The sequence below is a fragment of the Enterococcus sp. MMGLQ5-1 genome (assembly GCF_013155265.1).
GTDB lineage: Bacteria > Bacillota > Bacilli > Lactobacillales > Streptococcaceae > MMGLQ5-1.
Window position 1 is genome coordinate 173361 of sequence record NZ_JABJXU010000001.1, and the last position, 18801, is coordinate 192161.

The 18801-nt window shown below is 35.4% G+C and carries 18 protein-coding genes; 15 read left to right on the forward strand and 3 right to left on the reverse strand.

Translation table 11 applies throughout. The features are described 5' to 3' along the window. The first annotated feature begins 294 nt into the window (after window positions 1-294). Together HOY35_RS00820 and HOY35_RS00825 are read left to right on the forward strand one after the other, a co-directional pair. Window positions 295-1950 (forward strand): MucBP domain-containing protein, encoded by a 1656-nt coding sequence (locus HOY35_RS00820; RefSeq protein ID WP_172210125.1) that lies wholly within the window; start codon window positions 295-297, stop codon window positions 1948-1950. 430 nt (window positions 1951-2380) lie between these two features. Further along, window positions 2381-5038: an HAD-IC family P-type ATPase gene (locus tag HOY35_RS00825; protein ID WP_172210126.1), complete on the forward strand. Its 2658-nt coding sequence runs from the start codon at window positions 2381-2383 to the stop codon at window positions 5036-5038. Between the two features lie 287 nt (window positions 5039-5325). Here the strand turns inward: HOY35_RS00825 and HOY35_RS00830 are convergent, their stop codons facing one another. Beyond that, entirely contained in the window at window positions 5326-6081 is a 756-nt protein-coding gene (locus tag HOY35_RS00830; RefSeq protein WP_172210127.1) for a MurR/RpiR family transcriptional regulator, read from the reverse strand. 159 nt (window positions 6082-6240) lie between these two features. Between HOY35_RS00830 and pfkB the strand changes: the two genes are divergently transcribed. The 6 genes from pfkB to dhaM all read left to right on the forward strand — a co-directional run bounded on the left by pfkB (window position 6241) and on the right by dhaM (window position 10998). Next, window positions 6241-7170, forward strand: a complete 930-nt coding sequence (gene pfkB, locus HOY35_RS00835) for a 1-phosphofructokinase (RefSeq protein WP_172210128.1) — start codon at window positions 6241-6243, stop codon at window positions 7168-7170. Window positions 7171-7238: 68 nt separating this feature from the next. Beyond that, the gene (gene lacD / locus HOY35_RS00840) at window positions 7239-8249 is read left to right on the forward strand and encodes a tagatose-bisphosphate aldolase (RefSeq protein ID WP_172210129.1); all 1011 of its coding nucleotides are present in this window, start codon (window positions 7239-7241) and stop codon (window positions 8247-8249) included. A 139-nt stretch (window positions 8250-8388) separates the two neighbouring features. After that, on the forward strand, window positions 8389-9354 hold the full coding sequence (locus HOY35_RS00845) for a dihydroxyacetone kinase subunit DhaK (protein WP_172210130.1): 966 nt from the start codon (window positions 8389-8391) through the stop codon (window positions 9352-9354). 26 nt (window positions 9355-9380) lie between these two features. After that, on the forward strand, window positions 9381-10058 hold the full coding sequence (locus HOY35_RS00850) for a YitT family protein (RefSeq protein ID WP_172210131.1): 678 nt from the start codon (window positions 9381-9383) through the stop codon (window positions 10056-10058). Further along, window positions 10058-10630, forward strand: a complete 573-nt coding sequence (gene dhaL, locus HOY35_RS00855; protein ID WP_172210132.1) for a dihydroxyacetone kinase subunit DhaL — start codon at window positions 10058-10060, stop codon at window positions 10628-10630. Before HOY35_RS00850 ends, dhaL begins: the two co-directional genes overlap by 1 nt. Next, window positions 10627-10998 carry a dihydroxyacetone kinase phosphoryl donor subunit DhaM gene (gene dhaM / locus HOY35_RS00860; protein ID WP_172210133.1) on the forward strand — a complete coding sequence of 124 codons (372 nt, stop codon included), beginning with the start codon at window positions 10627-10629 and terminating at the stop codon, window positions 10996-10998. The genes dhaL and dhaM overlap by 4 nt, the downstream gene beginning before the upstream one ends. 116 nt (window positions 10999-11114) lie before the next feature. On the opposite strand, the gene HOY35_RS00865 is transcribed toward dhaM, so the two are convergent. Beyond that, window positions 11115-11354 (reverse strand): hypothetical protein, encoded by a 240-nt coding sequence (locus tag HOY35_RS00865; protein ID WP_172210134.1) that lies wholly within the window; start codon window positions 11352-11354, stop codon window positions 11115-11117. Between the two features lie 14 nt (window positions 11355-11368). After that, window positions 11369-12304 (reverse strand): 1-phosphofructokinase family hexose kinase, encoded by a 936-nt coding sequence (locus HOY35_RS00870; protein WP_172210135.1) that lies wholly within the window; start codon window positions 12302-12304, stop codon window positions 11369-11371. A gap of 230 nt (window positions 12305-12534) precedes the next feature. On the opposite strand from HOY35_RS00870, the gene HOY35_RS00875 reads away from it, so the two are divergent. The 7 genes from HOY35_RS00875 (at window position 12535) to HOY35_RS00905 (ending at window position 18558) form a co-directional block, all read left to right on the forward strand. Further along, window positions 12535-13314, forward strand: a complete 780-nt coding sequence (locus tag HOY35_RS00875) for a DeoR/GlpR family DNA-binding transcription regulator (protein ID WP_172210136.1) — start codon at window positions 12535-12537, stop codon at window positions 13312-13314. Between the two features lie 30 nt (window positions 13315-13344). Beyond that, on the forward strand, window positions 13345-13800 hold the full coding sequence (locus HOY35_RS00880) for a PTS sugar transporter subunit IIA (protein ID WP_172210137.1): 456 nt from the start codon (window positions 13345-13347) through the stop codon (window positions 13798-13800). 24 nt (window positions 13801-13824) lie between these two features. Then, window positions 13825-14103: a PTS galactitol transporter subunit IIB gene (gatB, locus tag HOY35_RS00885; protein WP_172210138.1), complete on the forward strand. Its 279-nt coding sequence runs from the start codon at window positions 13825-13827 to the stop codon at window positions 14101-14103. Window positions 14104-14179: 76 nt separating this feature from the next. Then, the gene (locus HOY35_RS00890; RefSeq protein WP_172210139.1) at window positions 14180-15535 is read left to right on the forward strand and encodes a PTS galactitol transporter subunit IIC; all 1356 of its coding nucleotides are present in this window, start codon (window positions 14180-14182) and stop codon (window positions 15533-15535) included. 29 nt (window positions 15536-15564) lie between these two features. Continuing rightward, the gene (locus HOY35_RS00895) at window positions 15565-16611 is read left to right on the forward strand and encodes a galactitol-1-phosphate 5-dehydrogenase (RefSeq protein WP_172210140.1); all 1047 of its coding nucleotides are present in this window, start codon (window positions 15565-15567) and stop codon (window positions 16609-16611) included. Beyond that, window positions 16611-17591: a tagatose-bisphosphate aldolase gene (lacD, locus tag HOY35_RS00900; protein WP_172210141.1), complete on the forward strand. Its 981-nt coding sequence runs from the start codon at window positions 16611-16613 to the stop codon at window positions 17589-17591. Before HOY35_RS00895 ends, lacD (HOY35_RS00900) begins: the two co-directional genes overlap by 1 nt. 100 nt (window positions 17592-17691) lie before the next feature. Further along, a complete protein-coding gene (locus tag HOY35_RS00905; protein ID WP_172210142.1) occupies window positions 17692-18558 on the forward strand; it encodes an aldose 1-epimerase family protein in 867 nt (288 codons plus the stop codon). Window positions 18559-18801: the final 243 nt, after the last annotated feature.

Consider the following 18801-nt stretch of genomic DNA (forward strand, 5'->3'; position numbering starts at 1 on the left):
TATTGGTAGTCAAAAAATTTTTTAGCTTTTTTAGTTATAAATTTATTTCTATCTGAGAATGAAAATAATTATAATTTATGAAGATTCAAAATGATAGTATGACGCTAAGTAAAATGAAACATAGATGATTGCTCATAATTCGGCTAATTTTTAAATATTTTTTCTTTATTTATAAAAAAATATTTAATTTATTTCTTCTATTTGGAGTAGACCAATAATTGAATCATAAGATATAATATAATGACGTTTAATTTGTTATTTTATAGAAATCTATTATAAAAGAGGAGAGTAACTGTGAAAAAAATTTCTAGTTATATATTATTATTAAGCGCTCTCTCCATGAGCTCTGCAACCATTTCCTTTGCAGAAACAAAAACAGATACCGATACACCAGCTAATGCGGTTTATAATACTAGTAATAATATCATAGCCTCTGGAACATTTGGAAGTTGCCCTTGGACAATTGATGATAGCGGCAGTTTGATTATTCAAGGCGGCTCCCTGCCAAATACAATCTTGTCCTCTCCTTGGAAGCAATATAGTGAATTAATTACTTCAATAGAAATCATAGGTACTGTAAAAGCTGGCAGCTATATTAATTATTTGTTTGATGGTTTAAGTAAGGTTACTACTATTCAAAACTTAAATAATATAGATACCTCTCTTACTACGCGTATGATGTATGTTTTTAGAAACTGTAGTGCGTTGCAGCAGGTTGATTTATCTGGTTGGGATACTTCTAATACCACGACCTTTACGAGTATGTTTAATGGCTGTAGTAGTATCACTTCCTTGGATTTATCAAGCTTTGAAACAGGGCAAACTAGCTCCTACTATCAAATGTTTAACAATTGTCCCTCTTTAAGGGAATTAAATATCAGTAGTTTTGGCAAAAATGGTGTGACATCAGGCTATAATATGTTTGATATTTCAAATAAAAATTTAGTGAGTATCACAGTTGGTGAATATACACCTTTTAAGCTTGATGCACATGGTCTTCCTGAGATTAATGCACTTGGTGCCTTCACAGGCGGTTGGATTGGCAAGGAAACAAGCAACTATTATTCAAGTACTTTGGAATTTACTTCGAAATATGATGGTTCAGTTCCAGATACATATGTGTGGGCGACGCATGCTCAAGTTAATTATGTCGATCAAAATGGAGAGACGCTCAGTGATCCAAAGGAAATATTAGGCTATTTGGGTGGATACTACGATGCTACATTGGAGGATTACCAGTTAACTATTCCAGGATATACGCTTGACTTAAGTAGATTGCCACAGAATGCGAGTGGCATTTTCACACCGGAATTACAGATAATCACCTATGTCTATACGGAAAAGCCAGATATTGGTGGTGAGGTTACAGTTGGGTATGTAGATACCGATGGTAATTTAATTTCAGATAATATTATTTTATCAGGAAATGTCGGTGATAGCTTTAGCAGTGAACAAAAGTCAATTTCAGGCTATACTTTTAAAGAAGTTCTTGGCTCTGCAACTGGCGTATTCACTGACGCACCACAAACCGTTACTTATGTTTACACAAAGGAGCCAAGTGTTGGTGGCAAGGTAACTGTTAGGTACGTAGATACCGATGGTAACCCAATTTCAGATAATATTATTTTATCAGGAAATGTCGGTGATAGCTTCAGCACTGAGCAAAAGCTAATTTCAGGCTATACTTTTAAAGAAGTTGAAGGCTTATCAAGTGGTAACTTTACAACAGATTTACAAATAATCACATATATTTATACGAAAGATAGTACTATATTGGATAATCCAGACGCGGACAGCTCTGAAAGCGTAATTGATCAGGGTCAAAATCATAATTCAACTTTACCAAAAACCAGTGAATTAAGGAGTAATTTTTGGCAGCTGATCGGCACCACTTTAATTGCCATGATAATAGCTAATTATTTATTAGCTTTCAAAAAATCTAATAAGTAGTCAGCTTACTTCAAATGTTATATTATAGGTCTATTTATAAGCCGAAAGCATTGATTTGTCAGTGCTTTTGGCTTTTTAAAAATTCATGTTAGTTTAATGAGTATAAAAAGGAAAAAGAATTTTGGATTAGAGGTAGTTGGCGATTTGAAAGTTTAAATTGAGTATTGTTAAAATTTCTTAATTTGAGCTTGAAGTGCTAGATTGACAAGATGCTTTTATATTTGTTAGACTAAATTCATAATGATATATGGGGGTGGTAATAAAATGGATAGTGATTCTAGTGATGGTGAGCAGAAAAGCGATAATTGGTTTTCTCACTTTTTAATTGAATAAAATAATCAATGGCAAACGCGTTGAGCATAACGATGGATAGTTTATGCTTGAGGGGTTTATTTGTGTTTTTATAAAAATTAAAAAAGGATGGAAAATAATGACTAAAAATAATGCTTTTCAATTAACAATTAAAGAAACGCTGCAAAAATACGATGTTCCTGCAATTGATGAAGGACTGAATAATTCACAGGTCAAGCAGCGCTTAGAACAATTTGGACCCAATAAAATAGAAGCTAAAATAACGCCAAAATGGCGAGTTTTGCTGCGACAATTCAATAACATGATTATTTATATTTTGCTATTTGCCGCGTTACTGACACTTTTAATGGGTCATCTTTCGGATGCAATGATTATTGCAATTGTGGTTATCATCAATGCCTTAATTGGTTATTTTCAAGAGCTCAATGCATCTGATGCATTAGAACGAATTAAGGAAATGCTATCTTCTGAAGCGACTGTTTATCGTGAAGGTATTAGAATAGATATATCTGCTGAAGAGCTTGTAGTGGGGGATGTTGTCTTTTTAGAAGCTGGTGATAATGTGCCAGCTGACTTGAGAATTGTGGCAGCTGATAATCTGCGAATCCAGGAATCAGCTTTGACGGGTGAGCCCGACTCAGTTGAAAAAATAACAGCAGAATTAATCGAAGCGGCAACACCGTTAGCTGAACAGTTGAATTTGGCTTTTGCCTCTACCTCGGTAACCTCTGGTAGTGGTGAGGGCATTGTAATCGCAACGGGAAAAAATACGCAAATTGGGCAAATTTCGACTGAAGTAAATAATACAGAAAATAGAAAAACACCATTGATGCGAGAAATTGATGACTTAGGCAAAGGTATAACCTACGTTATAATGGCAGTGGCTATCGTATTATTTGTCCTGAGCTTGTTTTTAAAGACCTATTCTTTATCTGTATTATCACTAGCGGTTGTCACCATGATTGTGGGCTCTATTCCAGAGGGCTTACCTGCGACAACCTCAGTTGTTTTAGCGATGGGTGTTAGTGATATGGCTAAAAATAAAAATACAATAGTTAAAACGCTGCCTGCGGTTGAAACTCTTGGCTCGGTTGATGTTGTTGCAACAGATAAAACGGGTACCTTGACTAAAAATGAAATGACCATTAAGGACATTGTTTTCGCAGATAAAAGGTATAGTGTTACTGGCGATGGCTATCAACCGATTGGTCAAATATTATTGGATAAACAGCCAATAGAAAATGATGCTCGTTTAAAGCTTTTTCTTGAAGCAGGCTATGAAGCGAATGATACAGTTTTGATACAAAATGAGGGGATATGGCAAATTAATGGTGAACCGACTGATGGCTCCTTCCTAACGCTTTATCATAAATATATGGATTATAAGATAACACCTGATTATGAAGAAATCGATATGCTGCCATTTGATTCAAGCTATCGGTATATGGCTAAATTGGTAAAGAATAGTCAGAATCAAAGGCTGTTATTTATTAAGGGCTCTCCTGATAAATTGTTTGAAATGGCAAAAGTAGGAAACGCTGAATTTCCGTATGACTATTGGTCCGAACAAGTGACTCAGCTGTCTGCGCAAGGCAAGCGAGTCGTTGCTGTCGGCTTCAAAAGGTTAACTAATCAAGTTACAGAAGTATCTCATGAATTGCTAACAGATGGGATTGAATTGCTAGGTATTGCCGGTATCATTGATCCACCACGTGAAGAGGTGATTACTGCCTTAAAGGAGATGAACGCTGCTGGTGTATCCGTAAAAATGATTACTGGCGACCATCCGTTAACAGCGAAGGCGATCGGTGAAATGCTTGGCTTGGCACCAAAAATTAATGTTATTACTGGTGCTGAATTAGATCAAATGAGCGATGAGCAATTTAAACAGGCAGCTATATATTATCAAGTGTTTGCTCGAGCAACACCACAAAATAAAATGGATATTGTAAGAGCGTTACAAGAAAGCGGTAAGGTAACTGCAATGACTGGTGATGGCGTTAATGACGCTCCCGCCTTAAAGTGTGCTGATATCGGCGTGGCGATGGGGCTCAAGGGAACTGACGTTGCCAAGGACTCCGCTGATATGATTTTAACTGATGATAATTTTGGAACAATGGCAATTGCAATTCGAGAGGGGAGAAGGATTTATGATAATATCAAGAAAAGTATTCTCTTTTTACTGCCGACCTCTTTTGCTGAGGGCTTAATCATTGCCTTTACTATCTTAATGCAAAAAGAAATGCCGCTTAAGCCAACTCAGCTGTTATGGATTAATATGGTTTCTGCGATTACAATACAATTTGCCTTTATTTTTGAACCCGCTGAAGCGGGGATTATGCAACGTCAGCCAAGAAAAACAGGCTGTGGGTTGTTGAGTAAACACGATATATGGCAAATGGCTTATGTATCTGTTTTAATCGCTGTGATTAGTATTTTTTCTAATGAATGGCTGCTATCACAAGGTATTAGTCAAGCTGTATCAGCAACAATTATGATTAATATTGTTGTATTTAGTAAAATTTTTTACTTATTCAATATTCGGACAACCCAACCAGCTTTTTCTAAAGCCTTTTCGAGTAACCCAAAGGCTTTCATCATTATTGGAATAATGATTGTCTTACAGCTGTTATTGACCTATGTTCCGCTGCTGCAGACAGCGTTTCATACGTCTGATATTTCAGCATTAGGCTGGTTAATTTCTATTGCCGCTGGTGTTTTAATCTTGATAATTACTGAAATAGATAAATTAATTAGAATAAATTATAAAAAATAGAATATCATTATGAAATAGCTAATTTGTAATGTCAAATTGTATCAACACCTAGCTTAATGAGGTAGGACAAAAGTCCTTAAAACTTTCGTAAGGTTCATAATTTATTGGGGACAATATGACAACGACTAGGAAAATAGATAAATTTCTATGTCGTTAAACGTCTTTTGTCCCACCTTTTTTAGATTACTGCGTAGACGGTCATGGTTAACAGAATTATTGCTAGAAATAGATTGATATCTTAAAAATAAGCAGCTATGAAATGCTTGATATTTTCCAATAATCATCGTTTAAATATTATTTTTTGTATTTCTAATCACATAGGCATCCAATAGAATTCTTGAAATGATTGAGAGAGGCAGTCGTGAGCGTACCTCGTATTCTGGAAAGAAAGAAATCTCAGATTTAAAGCCAACAAGTGAAAGCTCACATAAATTTACCAAACTACTTTCTTCATTAGTCGTTATGAGTAACGTGCCAATTTCTTTTTCATAACAATTTTTAGCAGCCGATATTAATTCTTTTGTTTCACCATTAAGGGAGACGAATATGACCATATCGGTTTTTTTTAGATGTTTGCTCATTATTTTAATGATATTGGGATCTGTATGCAGTTCACAATACTTGTTAATTAATTGAAATTTAATCTTCATTTCCTCGGCAATTAATTCAGAAAACGCGCGTGCAAAAATAATAATTCTTTTCGCATTTTTGATTTTTTGAATGGCATCCTCAATTACCCCGGTATTTAGCATATTTAATGTTTTGATGACTTCTTCTTCATTTTTTAAAATAGATTTTTTTATTTCACTATCGTTTTTTTCTACATTTGAAAGATTGATATTTGTACTATGCTCATCTTTAAGATAATACTTGAAATCTGTAAAGCCCTCATATCCCTTTTTTTTCATAGTCCGAACAATTGTAGAGGTTGACACATTAGCTAATTCACTCAATTTAATAATTGACAGATTTGGAATTTCAGTAATGTTGTTTTGGATATAGTTCCAAAGAAATATTTCTGTATCGCTGAGTTTTCCATTCATAGACTGACTTCCTTTAAATTTATAGTAGATTTTTTTTGATTATATTAAATATATTATAAAAAAGTAAAATTAGAAAATGTTTTCGGGTTGATGTTTGAAATCTGGAAACATTTTCTGTGCTGTAAAAGTAATAATAGTAATAAGAAGGAGGTGAGCTAATTGTCAAATATTTATACGTGCACATTGAATTTAGCAATTGATTTATTTATTGAAACAGAGCAACTTCACCCATCAATTGTTAACCGAACAATTGATGATGATATCCAAGCAAATGGTAAAGGTGTTAATGTTTCTCTAATATTAAAAATGTTGAATATTGATAGTGTGGCGATTGGTTATAAAGCTGGATTTACAGGACAATACATAGAAGATTTCCTAGCTATGAAAGGAATAGCCAGCTCATTTATTGATGTTCCCGGTCTAACTCGAATCAATGTGTTTACACAGGTTAATGAAACAGGTGAAGAATTTAAACTTGTAAACAGAGGACCTGAAATATTTGCAGCACATAAAAGGGCATTATTAACACAAATTGATGAACTAAAAAAAGGTGATTTTCTATGTATTTCTGGAAGTAATCCTCGAGGTATTTCACCGTTGATTTTCCCTGAAATTGCAAAGACCTGTGCAGAAAAAGGCATAAGCTTAATCTTAGATACAAGCTACAAGGAGGTTTTAGATTGTTTACAGTACCAACCATTTTTGTTAAAGCCAAACGAAGAAGAATTGTCAAGTTGGTTTGGTGTGAAGATTGAAACGCATTTAGATTATCTTTTTTATGGTAAAAAATTAATTGAACTTGGTGCGAAGAACGTATTGCTTTCTCTTGGTGGAGAAGGGGCATATTGGTTTAATCAGGATACAATATTATATGGCAATTCACCAAAAGGGAAGGTAGTTAATACTGCTTGTGCGGGTGATACACTATTAGGCACATTTCTTGCTGGGATAATTCATCAGCTTGATGGCATTGAAAATTTGAAAAGAAGTATCGCTGCTGGCAGCTCAACGGCATTTAGAAAAGGCATTACGGATTTTTCTGACGTTGAAAAATTAGAAGTAGAGATTAAAGTGAAGCAGGTTCACTAAAAATTGAAGCAAAAAGCTAGTGCAGAAAATTGATAAATAATTGTTAAAAATGAGAAGAGGTTTAATCAATGAAAAAAGTAAGTGGCATTAAATATGACAGACTCAAAAGGACAAGTAGCCAAAATGGCGTTATTGGTGCTTTAGCCATTGATCAGCGAGGTGCTCTGAAGAAAATGATTGGTGCATATAAAAATCAGGCTGAAGCACAAGATGTTGTAGAATTTAAAAAATTAGTTTCTGAGGAATTAACACCTTATGCCACCTCTATTCTATTAGATCCTGAATACGGACTTCAGGCAGCGGAGGCTCGCTCGGAAAACGCTGGATTATTACTAGCTTATGAAAAAACCGGCTATGATGCTTCTACACCGGGACGTTTGCCTGATTGCTTGGATACATGGTCAGTCAAAAGATTGAAGGAAGCAGGCGCAGATGCATGCAAATTTTTACTTTATTACGATATAGATGAGAGTGATGAAATAAACAACCAAAAGCAAGCCTATATTGAGCGAATTGGTTCAGAATGTCTTGCTGAGGAATTACCGTTTTTCTTAGAATTATTGGCCTATGACGCTAAAATTAGTGATAATAACTCAAAGGCGTATGCTAAAATCAAGCCGAATAAAGTAATTAGCATGATGAGAGAATTCTCAAAGGAACGTTATAATGTTGATGTCTTAAAGGTTGAAGTGCCAGTCAATATGAACTATGTTGAAGGCTTTGGAGCGGAGGCTATTTATTCTAAAGCAGAAGCAATGGCTTATTTTAAGGCGCAAAGTAAGGCTACCGATTTACCATTTATTTTCTTGAGTGCTGGGGTTAGTGCTGAAACCTTTCAAAATACTTTGAAGCTAGCAAGTGAGGCTGGCTCAACATTTAATGGTGTACTTTGTGGCCGTGCAACCTGGGCGAATGGTGTCGAACCCTTTGTAAAACAGGGTAAAGCAGCAGCAAAAGAGTGGTTGGGGACTATTGGTCGTCAAAATATTCAAGAATTAAATGAAGTTTTGGAAGCAACTGCTACGTCTTGGCAATTAAAAATAGAGCCCTATCCAAACCAAATTGCCAGATTTTCTTAATTAAGATTTAAATTGATTTCTAGATTTGCTGATTATTAGCATTTCTAGAGGTTAATTAATAACAAAAAATGAAACCGTTCACAAAAGATAATTGATTAACTATTTGAAAAACAATCATTTAGTCGGAAGGGGATTTAATATGCTAAATAAACTAAGAAATCGCTCAGTTTTAATTGAAAATGATGAGCATATTATCAAAAGGGAGCTTGAGGGAATCGTAAAAACAAGATCAAATGAATGCGAATTGATTGAAGATGAATTTGGCTTTGGTTTGATGCTCAAGCAGTTCGATAGAGAGAATGTTGGTGTGATAGCCTCAGGTGGCGGAGGTCTAGGCAAGCTATTTCCTGCCGTTGTTCATGAGAATTTGGCAGATGCTGTAAGTGTAGGGGCGATGGATACTGCGCCGACCTATTTTTCAATTTATAATTTAGCAAAAAAATTGAATTCTAAAAAGGGTGTCATTTTATTAACAAATAACTATAGTGGTGATGTAATGAATAATGAAATGGCAGCTGAAATGCTTGCAGCTGATGGTATTTCAGCAATAGTTTGTAAAATTACTGATAATTATTTTAGCTCAGAAGTGTCAGAGAAGCGTTCAGGGCTTTCCGGTATTTTAACAATTATAAAAATTGCCAAATTGGCCGCCAAAAAAGGACTTAGTTTATCGGAAGTGACTAATATTGTTGAGCATGCTAATTGCCAACTAAACTCAGTGACCGTGATGGCTGATGAGGGTGGTAGACTGATGTATGGTAAAGGTCTTGCCGATGAGCCTGCTAAATTTACAAGCGAGTTTGTGAATGAAGAAAAATTAGTAGCTGAGCTTTCTGATTGTATTATTGCTAATTATCAAGACGTTTCTAAAAAGATTTGTATTCAGCTGAATACGATGCTTCAGACCTCATATATTGAAGGACAGGTTTTGTTAGGTGGTATTTATGATTATTTTGAATCAAAGGGGTTTGAGGTCGTTTTAGCAAATGTGGGTAATTACTACGACATGTTTAATTATCCAGGTTTGATTCTTTCAATCTTGACTGTTGATGAAAAAATTCAAGAGTTTATTAAGCCAGTTTCAAATTATGATTTTACAATTTAATTTATTAATAAAAAGGAGAAATTATTATGGATTTAAGTAAATATAATGTGCGGTCAGTATTTTCATCTGCACTAGGAATTATTATTTTGTCCTTAGGTATTTCGATTAACAAAGGATCGGTACTTGGGATGGATACTTATACTGGTATGAATACGACGGTTTCTACCTATTTCAATATGTCCTTAGGTAATTATCAGTTAATTTTAAATGTCATTTTACTATTGTCAATGTTTGTATTTGGCCGTTATTTATTAGGTCTAGGTACAGTATTAAATATGGTATTTGTCGGATATTTAGTAGATTTCTTTTTAAAGCAATTTGATAATACAATCCTTTCTTTTGAGGTTGAAAAATCTATCTGGATTCGCTTAATTCTTTTAGTCATCGGTACTTTAATTCTATGTTTAGGTGCTTCTCTTTATATGACAGCTGATTTAGGAGTGGCGCCTTATGATGCCCTTGCGATTATGATTTCAGATCATTTTGAAAAAATACCATTTAGTCTCGCGCGCATTGGTACCGACGTAATTTGTGTTATTGTCGGCTTGATTTTTGGGACCGTTTTGGGCAATTATGCGTTTGGTACAATAATTGGACTTGGCACTGTTTTAACAGCGTTTGGTACCGGACCATTTATTGATTTCTTTAATAAAACCATCTCTGCGTGGATTGTTGGTAATAAAAGTGAGGGAGCTGAAAAATAGTGAGAGAATTAAGTTGTGAAGCAATTATTAGTTGGATTGACTCTTGGGCAGAAGTATTAATTGAAAAGAAAGATTATCTTAATGAGTTAGATACACCAATTGGTGATGATGATCATGGGACAAATATGGCACGTGGTGCGAAGGAATTGAAAGTAATTCTAAAAGATGACTATTCAGATTCGCAGCAATTAACGAAAAAGATTGCCATGGCATTACTGACTAAGGTTGGTGGCGCTTCTGGAGTCATTTATGGTACTGCCTTTTTAGAGATGAGTCAAGAAATAGAGCTATCAAGAATGCTCAAGGCTGGCATCAATGGCATTATTAAACGTGGCAAAGCAGAGGTAGGAGATAAGACATTATTAGATGTTTGGCAACCAGTTAGTGAGCTAGTTGAGGTAGATTCACTTACTTTAGCAAAAATCGATGCAGCTGTTCAGTCCACTAAACCGATGTTAGCCAAAAAAGGTCGATCTGAGTTCGTAGGTGAGGCCTCAATTGGTCATTTAGACCCTGGTGCAGTTTCTAGCGGCTACTTATTTGAACAGTTAGTAAAGGAGCTTTCAAAATGAGTCAATATGGTATTTTAATCGTTTCACATGTTTTTGAAATTGCCGAAGGTGCCAAGCGGCTAATTGAGCAAGTAGCAGCTCATGTTTCTGTGTCAACTGCAGGTGGCTTGGAAGATGGTTCAGTTGGGACAAGCCTTGAGAGAATTCAAGAAGCGATAGACCAAAACACTTCGGATACAATTCTGGCATTTTACGATTTGGGCAGTGCAAAAATGAATCTTGAAATTTGCTCTGAAATGACAGATAAAAAAGTCTATTTATTCAACGCACCAATTATAGAGGGTGCCTATTCAGCAGCAGCATTGGCGGAGGTCGATGTTCCAATTTCAGATATTTGTGCTCAGCTTCAAGAATTAGAGATTAAATAAGGGCTATTTAAATCAATCAACCTCAATAGTTAGAGTGATCTAAATCTAACTATTGAGGCTGTTTGCGTTTATATTGAGATAATGATTTATTGTTTGATTTATTATTTGATTTATTATCAATTATTTTGAATGATTTCCGATAATGCTTTGATTTTTCGACAGACTTCCCAACACTCTGCATGAATGTCTATTTTTTCTGCTTCGGTAAGTGATGTTGTGATTAGTTTTGCTTGTAATAATGCATTAATCTTTGGATTAGTGGTATCAATTTGTTTGTGCATATTTTGATAAATTTTATTGAGCTGCTCGTAATGGTAATTATCAAACTGCTTAGTACTAAAACCTTTATTATTCATAAAATACTTCTTTCCTAGAGCTTTTCTACTTTGACAGCTGCAAAAAATTTTGAAACATCATTCTGATTTAATTCAGGATACCAATTTAGACAATTGGCAGTGGAATAACTGATTGCTTTTTTCAGAGCAAATTCATAGTCTTCAGAAATTGTTAGATATTTCACTAATCCACCCAGAAAGAAATCTCCAGAAGCAATTGGATTTTTAGCATTAATTTTGGGTAAAGATAAATAATAGATGTCGTCTTTCATTTTAGCGATGATGCCTTTGGCACCTAGAGTAATAATAAAAAATGAAATTTCCTTTGCAATTTTTCCACGTAAAAATTTTACATAATCTTCAATTTGTGTCAGCTGTGCATCAGGTACTAAATCTAATATTTCTTCATCGTTTATCTTAATTACTTCTGGTTTGGCATGGTAAGCATTTTTTAATGCTTCGCCGCTTGTATCAATAAAAAATTTAATATTTTGATTCTTAAATTTTATTTGAAATTGTTGGATATAATCATCAGGCATTCCCTTCATTAATGAGCCTGAAAAAACGATGGTATCATTAGGTTTTATTGCCTTTTCTAAAGATTGGGTAAATTGTTCAAGTAATTTGGAGCGGAGTGTAAAACTATTTTCATAGATTGGATAGGTATCATTATTGATAGTATCGAAAATAATATTACAAACACGTGTATTTTCTTTGATTTCTAATGCCGAAAGTGTCACATGGGCTGATTTTGCGAGAGTCTTCAAGTGATTGCCATTGTCACCGCCTATAATAGTATGTACCTTAAAATCAACTATTGGCTCTTCAAAATTGAGTGCATAGGCAACATTAAAACTTTTACCACCGGGGAATTCTCTAACCTCGAAGGGACGGTTCGGTTTGCCTTTCGAAAAATTTTTAACTAAAAGTGTTCTATCAATTGCTGGGTTGGGACAAATTAAATGAATCATATTGCATTTCCTTTCTATTTGGTAGCGCATACATAAAATAGTGAATAGTCTTTTCAAGGAGAGTATACAATCAAAATGTTAATATTGCAATTATTTTTTTGCTTTTTAATTTAAAAAGCAAAAAAAATACTAAAAAAGCAAAACATAAGCAAAATTTAGCTTGCTTTTTAAAATTTTATGGGTTATTATGAAAAATGTAAGGGGTTACAACAGAAATGGATGGTGATTAGATGAATGCAACAAATAGAAGAGAATTTATATTGGATTATTTAAATGAGCATCATTCACTAAAAATAAATCAATTAGTGGAAGAGCTAGATGTTACCAGAGAGACATTACGTAAAGATTTATATGATTTAGAAGAGGAGGGATTGATTCGTAAAACCCATGGTGGCGCGGTATTATCTCAAAAAATTAATGAGTCGGCTTATGAAAAAAGAAGGAATGAGCAATCTAATGAAAAGAAGGTTATTGCAAAGCTTGCGGCGGAAATGATTGAAAATGGGGATACGGTTTATTTAGATTATGGCACAACAATATATGCATTAGCCCAGGAAATTAAGAAAATGAAAAATATTACTGTCGTCACTAATTCTATTCCTATTATTACTTTATTAATGCCAAGTGAAGACATCGAAATCATTGTTCCTGGTGGCATGCTTCGTCGAAATGAAGGTTCCTTGTATGGAGATATGGCATATAACAATTTAAAAGATATTTTTGTCACAATTGGCTTCTTTGGATGTGCGGGTATTTCAGCCAATGTTGGTATTACAGATCATCATCTAGGCGAGACAGCAAATTCAAAAATGATGATTGAGCATTCTGAAACAAGCGTCATTTTATCTGATAATAGTAAGTTTGGTAAATGTGCTTTTAATAGAATGGCGGATTTTTCAGATATTGATGCCTTAGTTACCGATCAAGTGCCACCTCTGGCAGAGAAAAGGGAGCTAATTGCTCAAAGTGTAGAGCTGTATTATCCATCGGCAGCTGTCGATGAAAAATAATAATCGGAATATCCGAAGATTGGAGTTTAAATGATAACTAAAGATTTAGTTTTTCATAAAATCAAATTTAATAACCAAGATGAGCTGTTTGATTATTTTAGTGATGACTTGGAAAAAAAGGGTATTGTCAAAAGCGGATTTGCCACAGCATTAAAAGCTAGAGAAGCAGAGTTTCCAACAGGATTACCTGTACCAAATGGTGTAGCGATTCCACATACGGATGGCTCACTTGTTCTAAAGGATAGAATTATCTTTGCGACACTTGAAAATGCAATTCAATTTAATGAGATGGGTGGTGATGCTGCAGATAAGATTGATGTGCAAGTTGTGATTATGCTAGCAATTGCGGGCGGACAGAAGCATTTAGATACTTTGCAAAAGCTAATTTTGGCAATTCAAAATCAGACCTTTATTTCTGATATGTTAGCCTCAACGAATCAAGAAGCAATGCTGGCAATTGTAGAAAAAGAATTGATGTCATTATAAGTAACGAATTTAGGAGGGAATCTAATGAAAAAAATTATTGTAGCATGTGGTGGCGCAGTTGCAACTTCAACAGTTGCAGCTAACTTAATCCGTGAGCTAGCAAAGAAAAATAATATTGATGCTGAGGTTGTTCAATATCGAATTAGCGAGCTTGAAAGTCAAAAGGATGGTGCTGATTTAATTGTGACAACTGGGCGATTTAAAAAAGATATCGGTGTACCCGTTCTTCAAGGCACAGCATTTATTAGCGGTATTGGTGTGGAGGCGCTTGAACAGAAAATTTTGGATGTGATTAAGGATTAAATGTAATACCCTTCCATTTCAACACAATTTTTTTAATTATTGGTTTTAAAATATTTATATAAATGGAGGAAACAAAATGGCTTTATTTTTAGATGGTATTCAGGCAATTGTTGATTTAGGTGCAAGTGTCATGCTGCCAATTATTATTTTTATACTGGCGCTATTGCTCAAGCAAGGTGTTGGTAAATCACTTCAATCGGGTATTACGATTGGGATTGGCTTCATTGGCATTGGGTTAGTGGTTGGTTTGTTAAGAGATAGTTTAGGACCAGCAGCTGAGGCCATGGCTAAAAATTTTAATCTCGGCTTAAGTGTGATTGACTTGGGCTGGCCGGGGACAGCACCGATGGCTTGGGCATCAGATTTAGGACTGATTGCAATACCGATTGCAGTCGTTGTCAATTTAATTATGGTCGCTTTAAAGCTGACCCGTGTCATTAACATTGATATTTGGAATATTTGGCACATGGCATTTACTGGCGCAATCATTCAAGTTGCAACTGGAAATATTTATTTGGGAATGCTAGGTATCGTGATACATGCAATTATTGCTTATAAACTAGGTGATATGTTTGGACAAGTGACGGATGAATATTTTGGATTAGATGGTATCTCTATTCCTCATGGCTCCAGTGCTTATATGGGCATTTTTGCAGTGCCAATTGACGACTTAATTAGCAAAATTCCTGGTATTAACAAAATTGAGATTACTGAGGAAACAATTGAAAAAAGACTCGGTGTACTCGGACAACCAACAATTGTAGGTGCAGTTATGGGGGTTATTATAGGTCTTTTGGCAAAATATCCTTTTGGCAAATCACTTCAGCTGGGAATTCAAATGGCCGCAGTAATGCTGTTAATGCCGATGGTAGTTAAACTAATTATGCAAGGTCTATTGCCAATATCTGAGGCAGCTAAATCAATTTTAGATAAAAGATTCAAAGGCAGTGATTTAAAGATTGGGCTAGATCCAGCTTTACTCTTGGGTGATTCACAGGTCATTGCAGCCTCACTATTATTTGTGCCTCTAACCATTTTAATGGCTGTTATTGTACCCGGTAATCAAGTTTTACCGTTTGGAGACTTAGCAACAATTGGTTTCTTTATTGCGATAGCAACAGGCGTTCATAAGGGTAATATTTTCCGAACGCTAATATCGGGCTCAGTAATTATGTTTATCACCATTTGGATTTCAAATCAAATGATTAGCTTACAGACTCAGCTAGGTGAAAATGTTGGTGTGCTTGCTAAAGGCGGCGAGCGCGTGTCTTCACTAGATCAAGCGGGTAGTCCAATCACTTATTTACTTGCAAAGGGCACCACGCTTGAAACAGGCATTGGTTTCTTTATTATTCTAGTATTGTATATTGGTGCATTTGCTTATACATTTGCCAAATATAAAAAAGGTACGATTTATGTTGAAGAAGATTAGCTATAGAAGATTTAGAAAGGTGAAATGAAATGAAAGCTTTAACCGTTACAGGTATTAAAGAATTCGAACTAAAAGAAATTCCAATACCAAAAGTTACACCAGAAAAGGTCTTAATCGAAGTTGCCTATGTAGGCATCTGTGGTTCGGATTTACCCCGATATTTTGAAGGCGGTGTTCATAGCTTTCCTCAAGTTTTAGGACATGAATTCTCTGGAAAGATAGTAGAGGTTGGTAATCAGGTTACTAATTTAAAGGTCGGTGATCGGGTCGCTGTTGCACCACTTATTCCTGATGAAACGACTAATGGTTATTTAAAGGGTGAACCGGCAATGGCTGAGCGTTACAGCTTTATTGGCAGCAGAGAGCAAGGTGCCATGGCAGAATTTGTAGCAGTACCTGCAAAAAATGTTGTTAAAGTACCAGCTGAGCTTAGCTTAAAGGAAGCAGCTGTCTTAGAACCACTTACTGTTGCAATACATGGGATTGATCGGGTAAATTTACTTTCTGGAGACGAGGTTGTTGTTTTAGGAGCGGGCACAATTGGTTTGTTGACATTGGTTGTCTTGCGTGCACGCGGTGTTGGCAATATCACAGTTGTCGATATCAATGATCACAAGCTAGAGCTTGCAAAAAAGGTTGGTGCAGATGTTGTGGTTAACCCAAGTAAGACGGCTATTAATGAATATTTTGAAAAAAATCGTAAGCCTAGGGTCGTCATTGAAACTGCAGGCAGCTCGATTACGCAACGTCAAGCTATTGAAATCGTCGAAAAACGCGGGAGTGTCGTTTATGTTGGGACTTCAACGCGTGATGTTGTCTTACCGCCTGAAAGCTTTGAAAAAATTTTACGTGGTGAATTACTGGTGACAGGTTCATGGATGAGCTATTCAGCACCGTTTCCAGGCTACGAGTGGGCAGCAGGGCTACGTTACATGGCAACTAAATTAATTGATGTTAGACCATTAATTACCGGCTTATATCATATAGAAGACATGGCGATACCTTTTGAGAAAATGGTGGAGAAGGATTCTAAAGCAGTTAAATTGATGTATGAGATTAAAGGAGAAGCTAACTAATGAAAAAAATAACGAATGGTAAATTGGCAGCTCAAAAAAGGCTGAGCAATGACCAAGGAATTATCGGAGCTCTGGCTATCGACCAGCGTGGTGCCTTAAAAAAAATGATTGGTCAATATAAAACACAAGCAACTGCAGAAGATATCGAAGATTTCAAAGAATTAGTGTCAAGGGAATTGACCCCATATGCAACCTCTATTTTACTAGATCCTGAATATGGCTTACCTGCTGCGGGCCAACGCGCAGATACAGCTGGACTCTTACTCGCTTATGAAAAAACTGGATACGATACTTCAATTCCCGGACGCTTACCAGACATTTTAGACGTTTGGTCAGTAAAACGCTTGAAAGCGCAAGGCGCAGATGCTTGCAAATTCTTATTATACTATGATGTTGATGAAGATTCTACTATAAATGAACAAAAGAAAGCATTCATTGAAAGGATTGGTTCAGAATGTGTCGCAGAAGACATTCCATTTTACTTAGAACTTGTATCTTATGATGCATACATTACAGACGCCACAAGTCCAGAGTATGCTAAAGTGAAACCGCATAAGGTGATTGAGATGATGAAAGTTTTCTCTGAGGCTGTCTATAACGTTGATGTTCTTAAGGTTGAAGTACCGGTTAATATGAAATATGTAGAAGGCTTTGGTAATGATGCCGTCTACACTAAGATAGAAGCTGCGAATTATTTTAAGGCACAAAGTGAAGCGACGGACTTACCATTTATCTTTTTAAGTGCTGGCGTAAGTGCCGAATTATTTTATAAAACACTTTATTTTGCCAAAGCATCGGGTTCTACTTTTAATGGTGTGCTTTGTGGTCGTGCAACCTGGGCGAATGGTGTCGAACCCTTTGTTGTTAAGGGCGAGGCAGCAGCAATCAATTGGTTGAATGATGAAGGACGCGCTAATATTGATGGTTTAAACAAGGTTTTGAAAGAAACTGCAAATTCTATTTTTGATAAAATCCAATAATTTGCTTTTGGCCTGAATTTCAATTGAAATTTGGGCTATTATTGTTTTATTAATGATTATTGTATTATTAATTTAAAATATTTATTAAAGGAGAAGTTGAATGGCAATGATTGAATTAAAAAATCAATTTTTAAAGGTAAAAATCTCAAGCTTTGGTGCCGAATTAACTAGCATTCAATCCATTAATGATCAATATGAATATCTGTGGCAGGCAGATCCGAGCTATTGGAATCGTCATGCGCCAATATTATTCCCAATTGTCGGTAAGTTAAAAAATGATCAATTTATTTATCACGATACACGCTATCAATTATCGCAACATGGCTTTGCACGAGATTTAAATTTTCAAGTGATTGAGGTCGAGGCACAGAAGGCTGTGTTCGAGCTTCGTTATACATTAAACTCATTATCTGTATTTCCGTTTAAGTTTTCATTAAAAGTAATTTATAGACTTAAAGATAATGAGATAACCGTCAGCTATCAAGTGGCAAATTTAAGTAATGATGAAATGATGTATTTTTCTATCGGTGCACATCCCGCTTTTAATGTTCCAAATTTTGAAAGCGCTAAGCTGTGCTTTTCGCCCCAAGCAGAAGTAACACAAATTCCGGTAACTGATGAGGTTTTATTAAGACTAGATGAAACAAGCAAGGTGATATTAACTGAGCTGCCTCTAAGTAGAGATTTATTTAAAGATGGTGTGTTGGTTTATGAAACATCTGGGCGAAATTCAGTGATCTTAGAGTTAACTGATATTAATAAAAAAATCGAAGTTAGCTACGATAACATGAATTATTTGGGGCTTTGGAGTCCATATCCTAAAGAAGCGCCATTTGTGTGTATTGAGCCATGGTGTGGTGTGGCAGACGATCAGTTTTCTAATGGGAAATTGAATGAAAAGTACGGCATTAATCGATTAAAACCAACTGAATTATTTGAAAAAAATTATAAGCTGAGCTTTTTATAAGCATTAGATAGCTAATCCTATATGACATAAATGGTACTGTAAGCTGAGCTCAAGTGTATCATGCTGGACGTGCTATTATTTGAAAATATTTTCACTAGCTCTACGAGAATCTTCGTAGCTTTGCACTAGCAAAGCTGCATAAAGTTTTCAACAGGCTTTAATTAAAGCAGAAGAAGTCTTGCAAAATCACAATTTTTCGGGAGCTCAAAGGCACGAATTATTTTGACTTATGCCGAGTTTTCT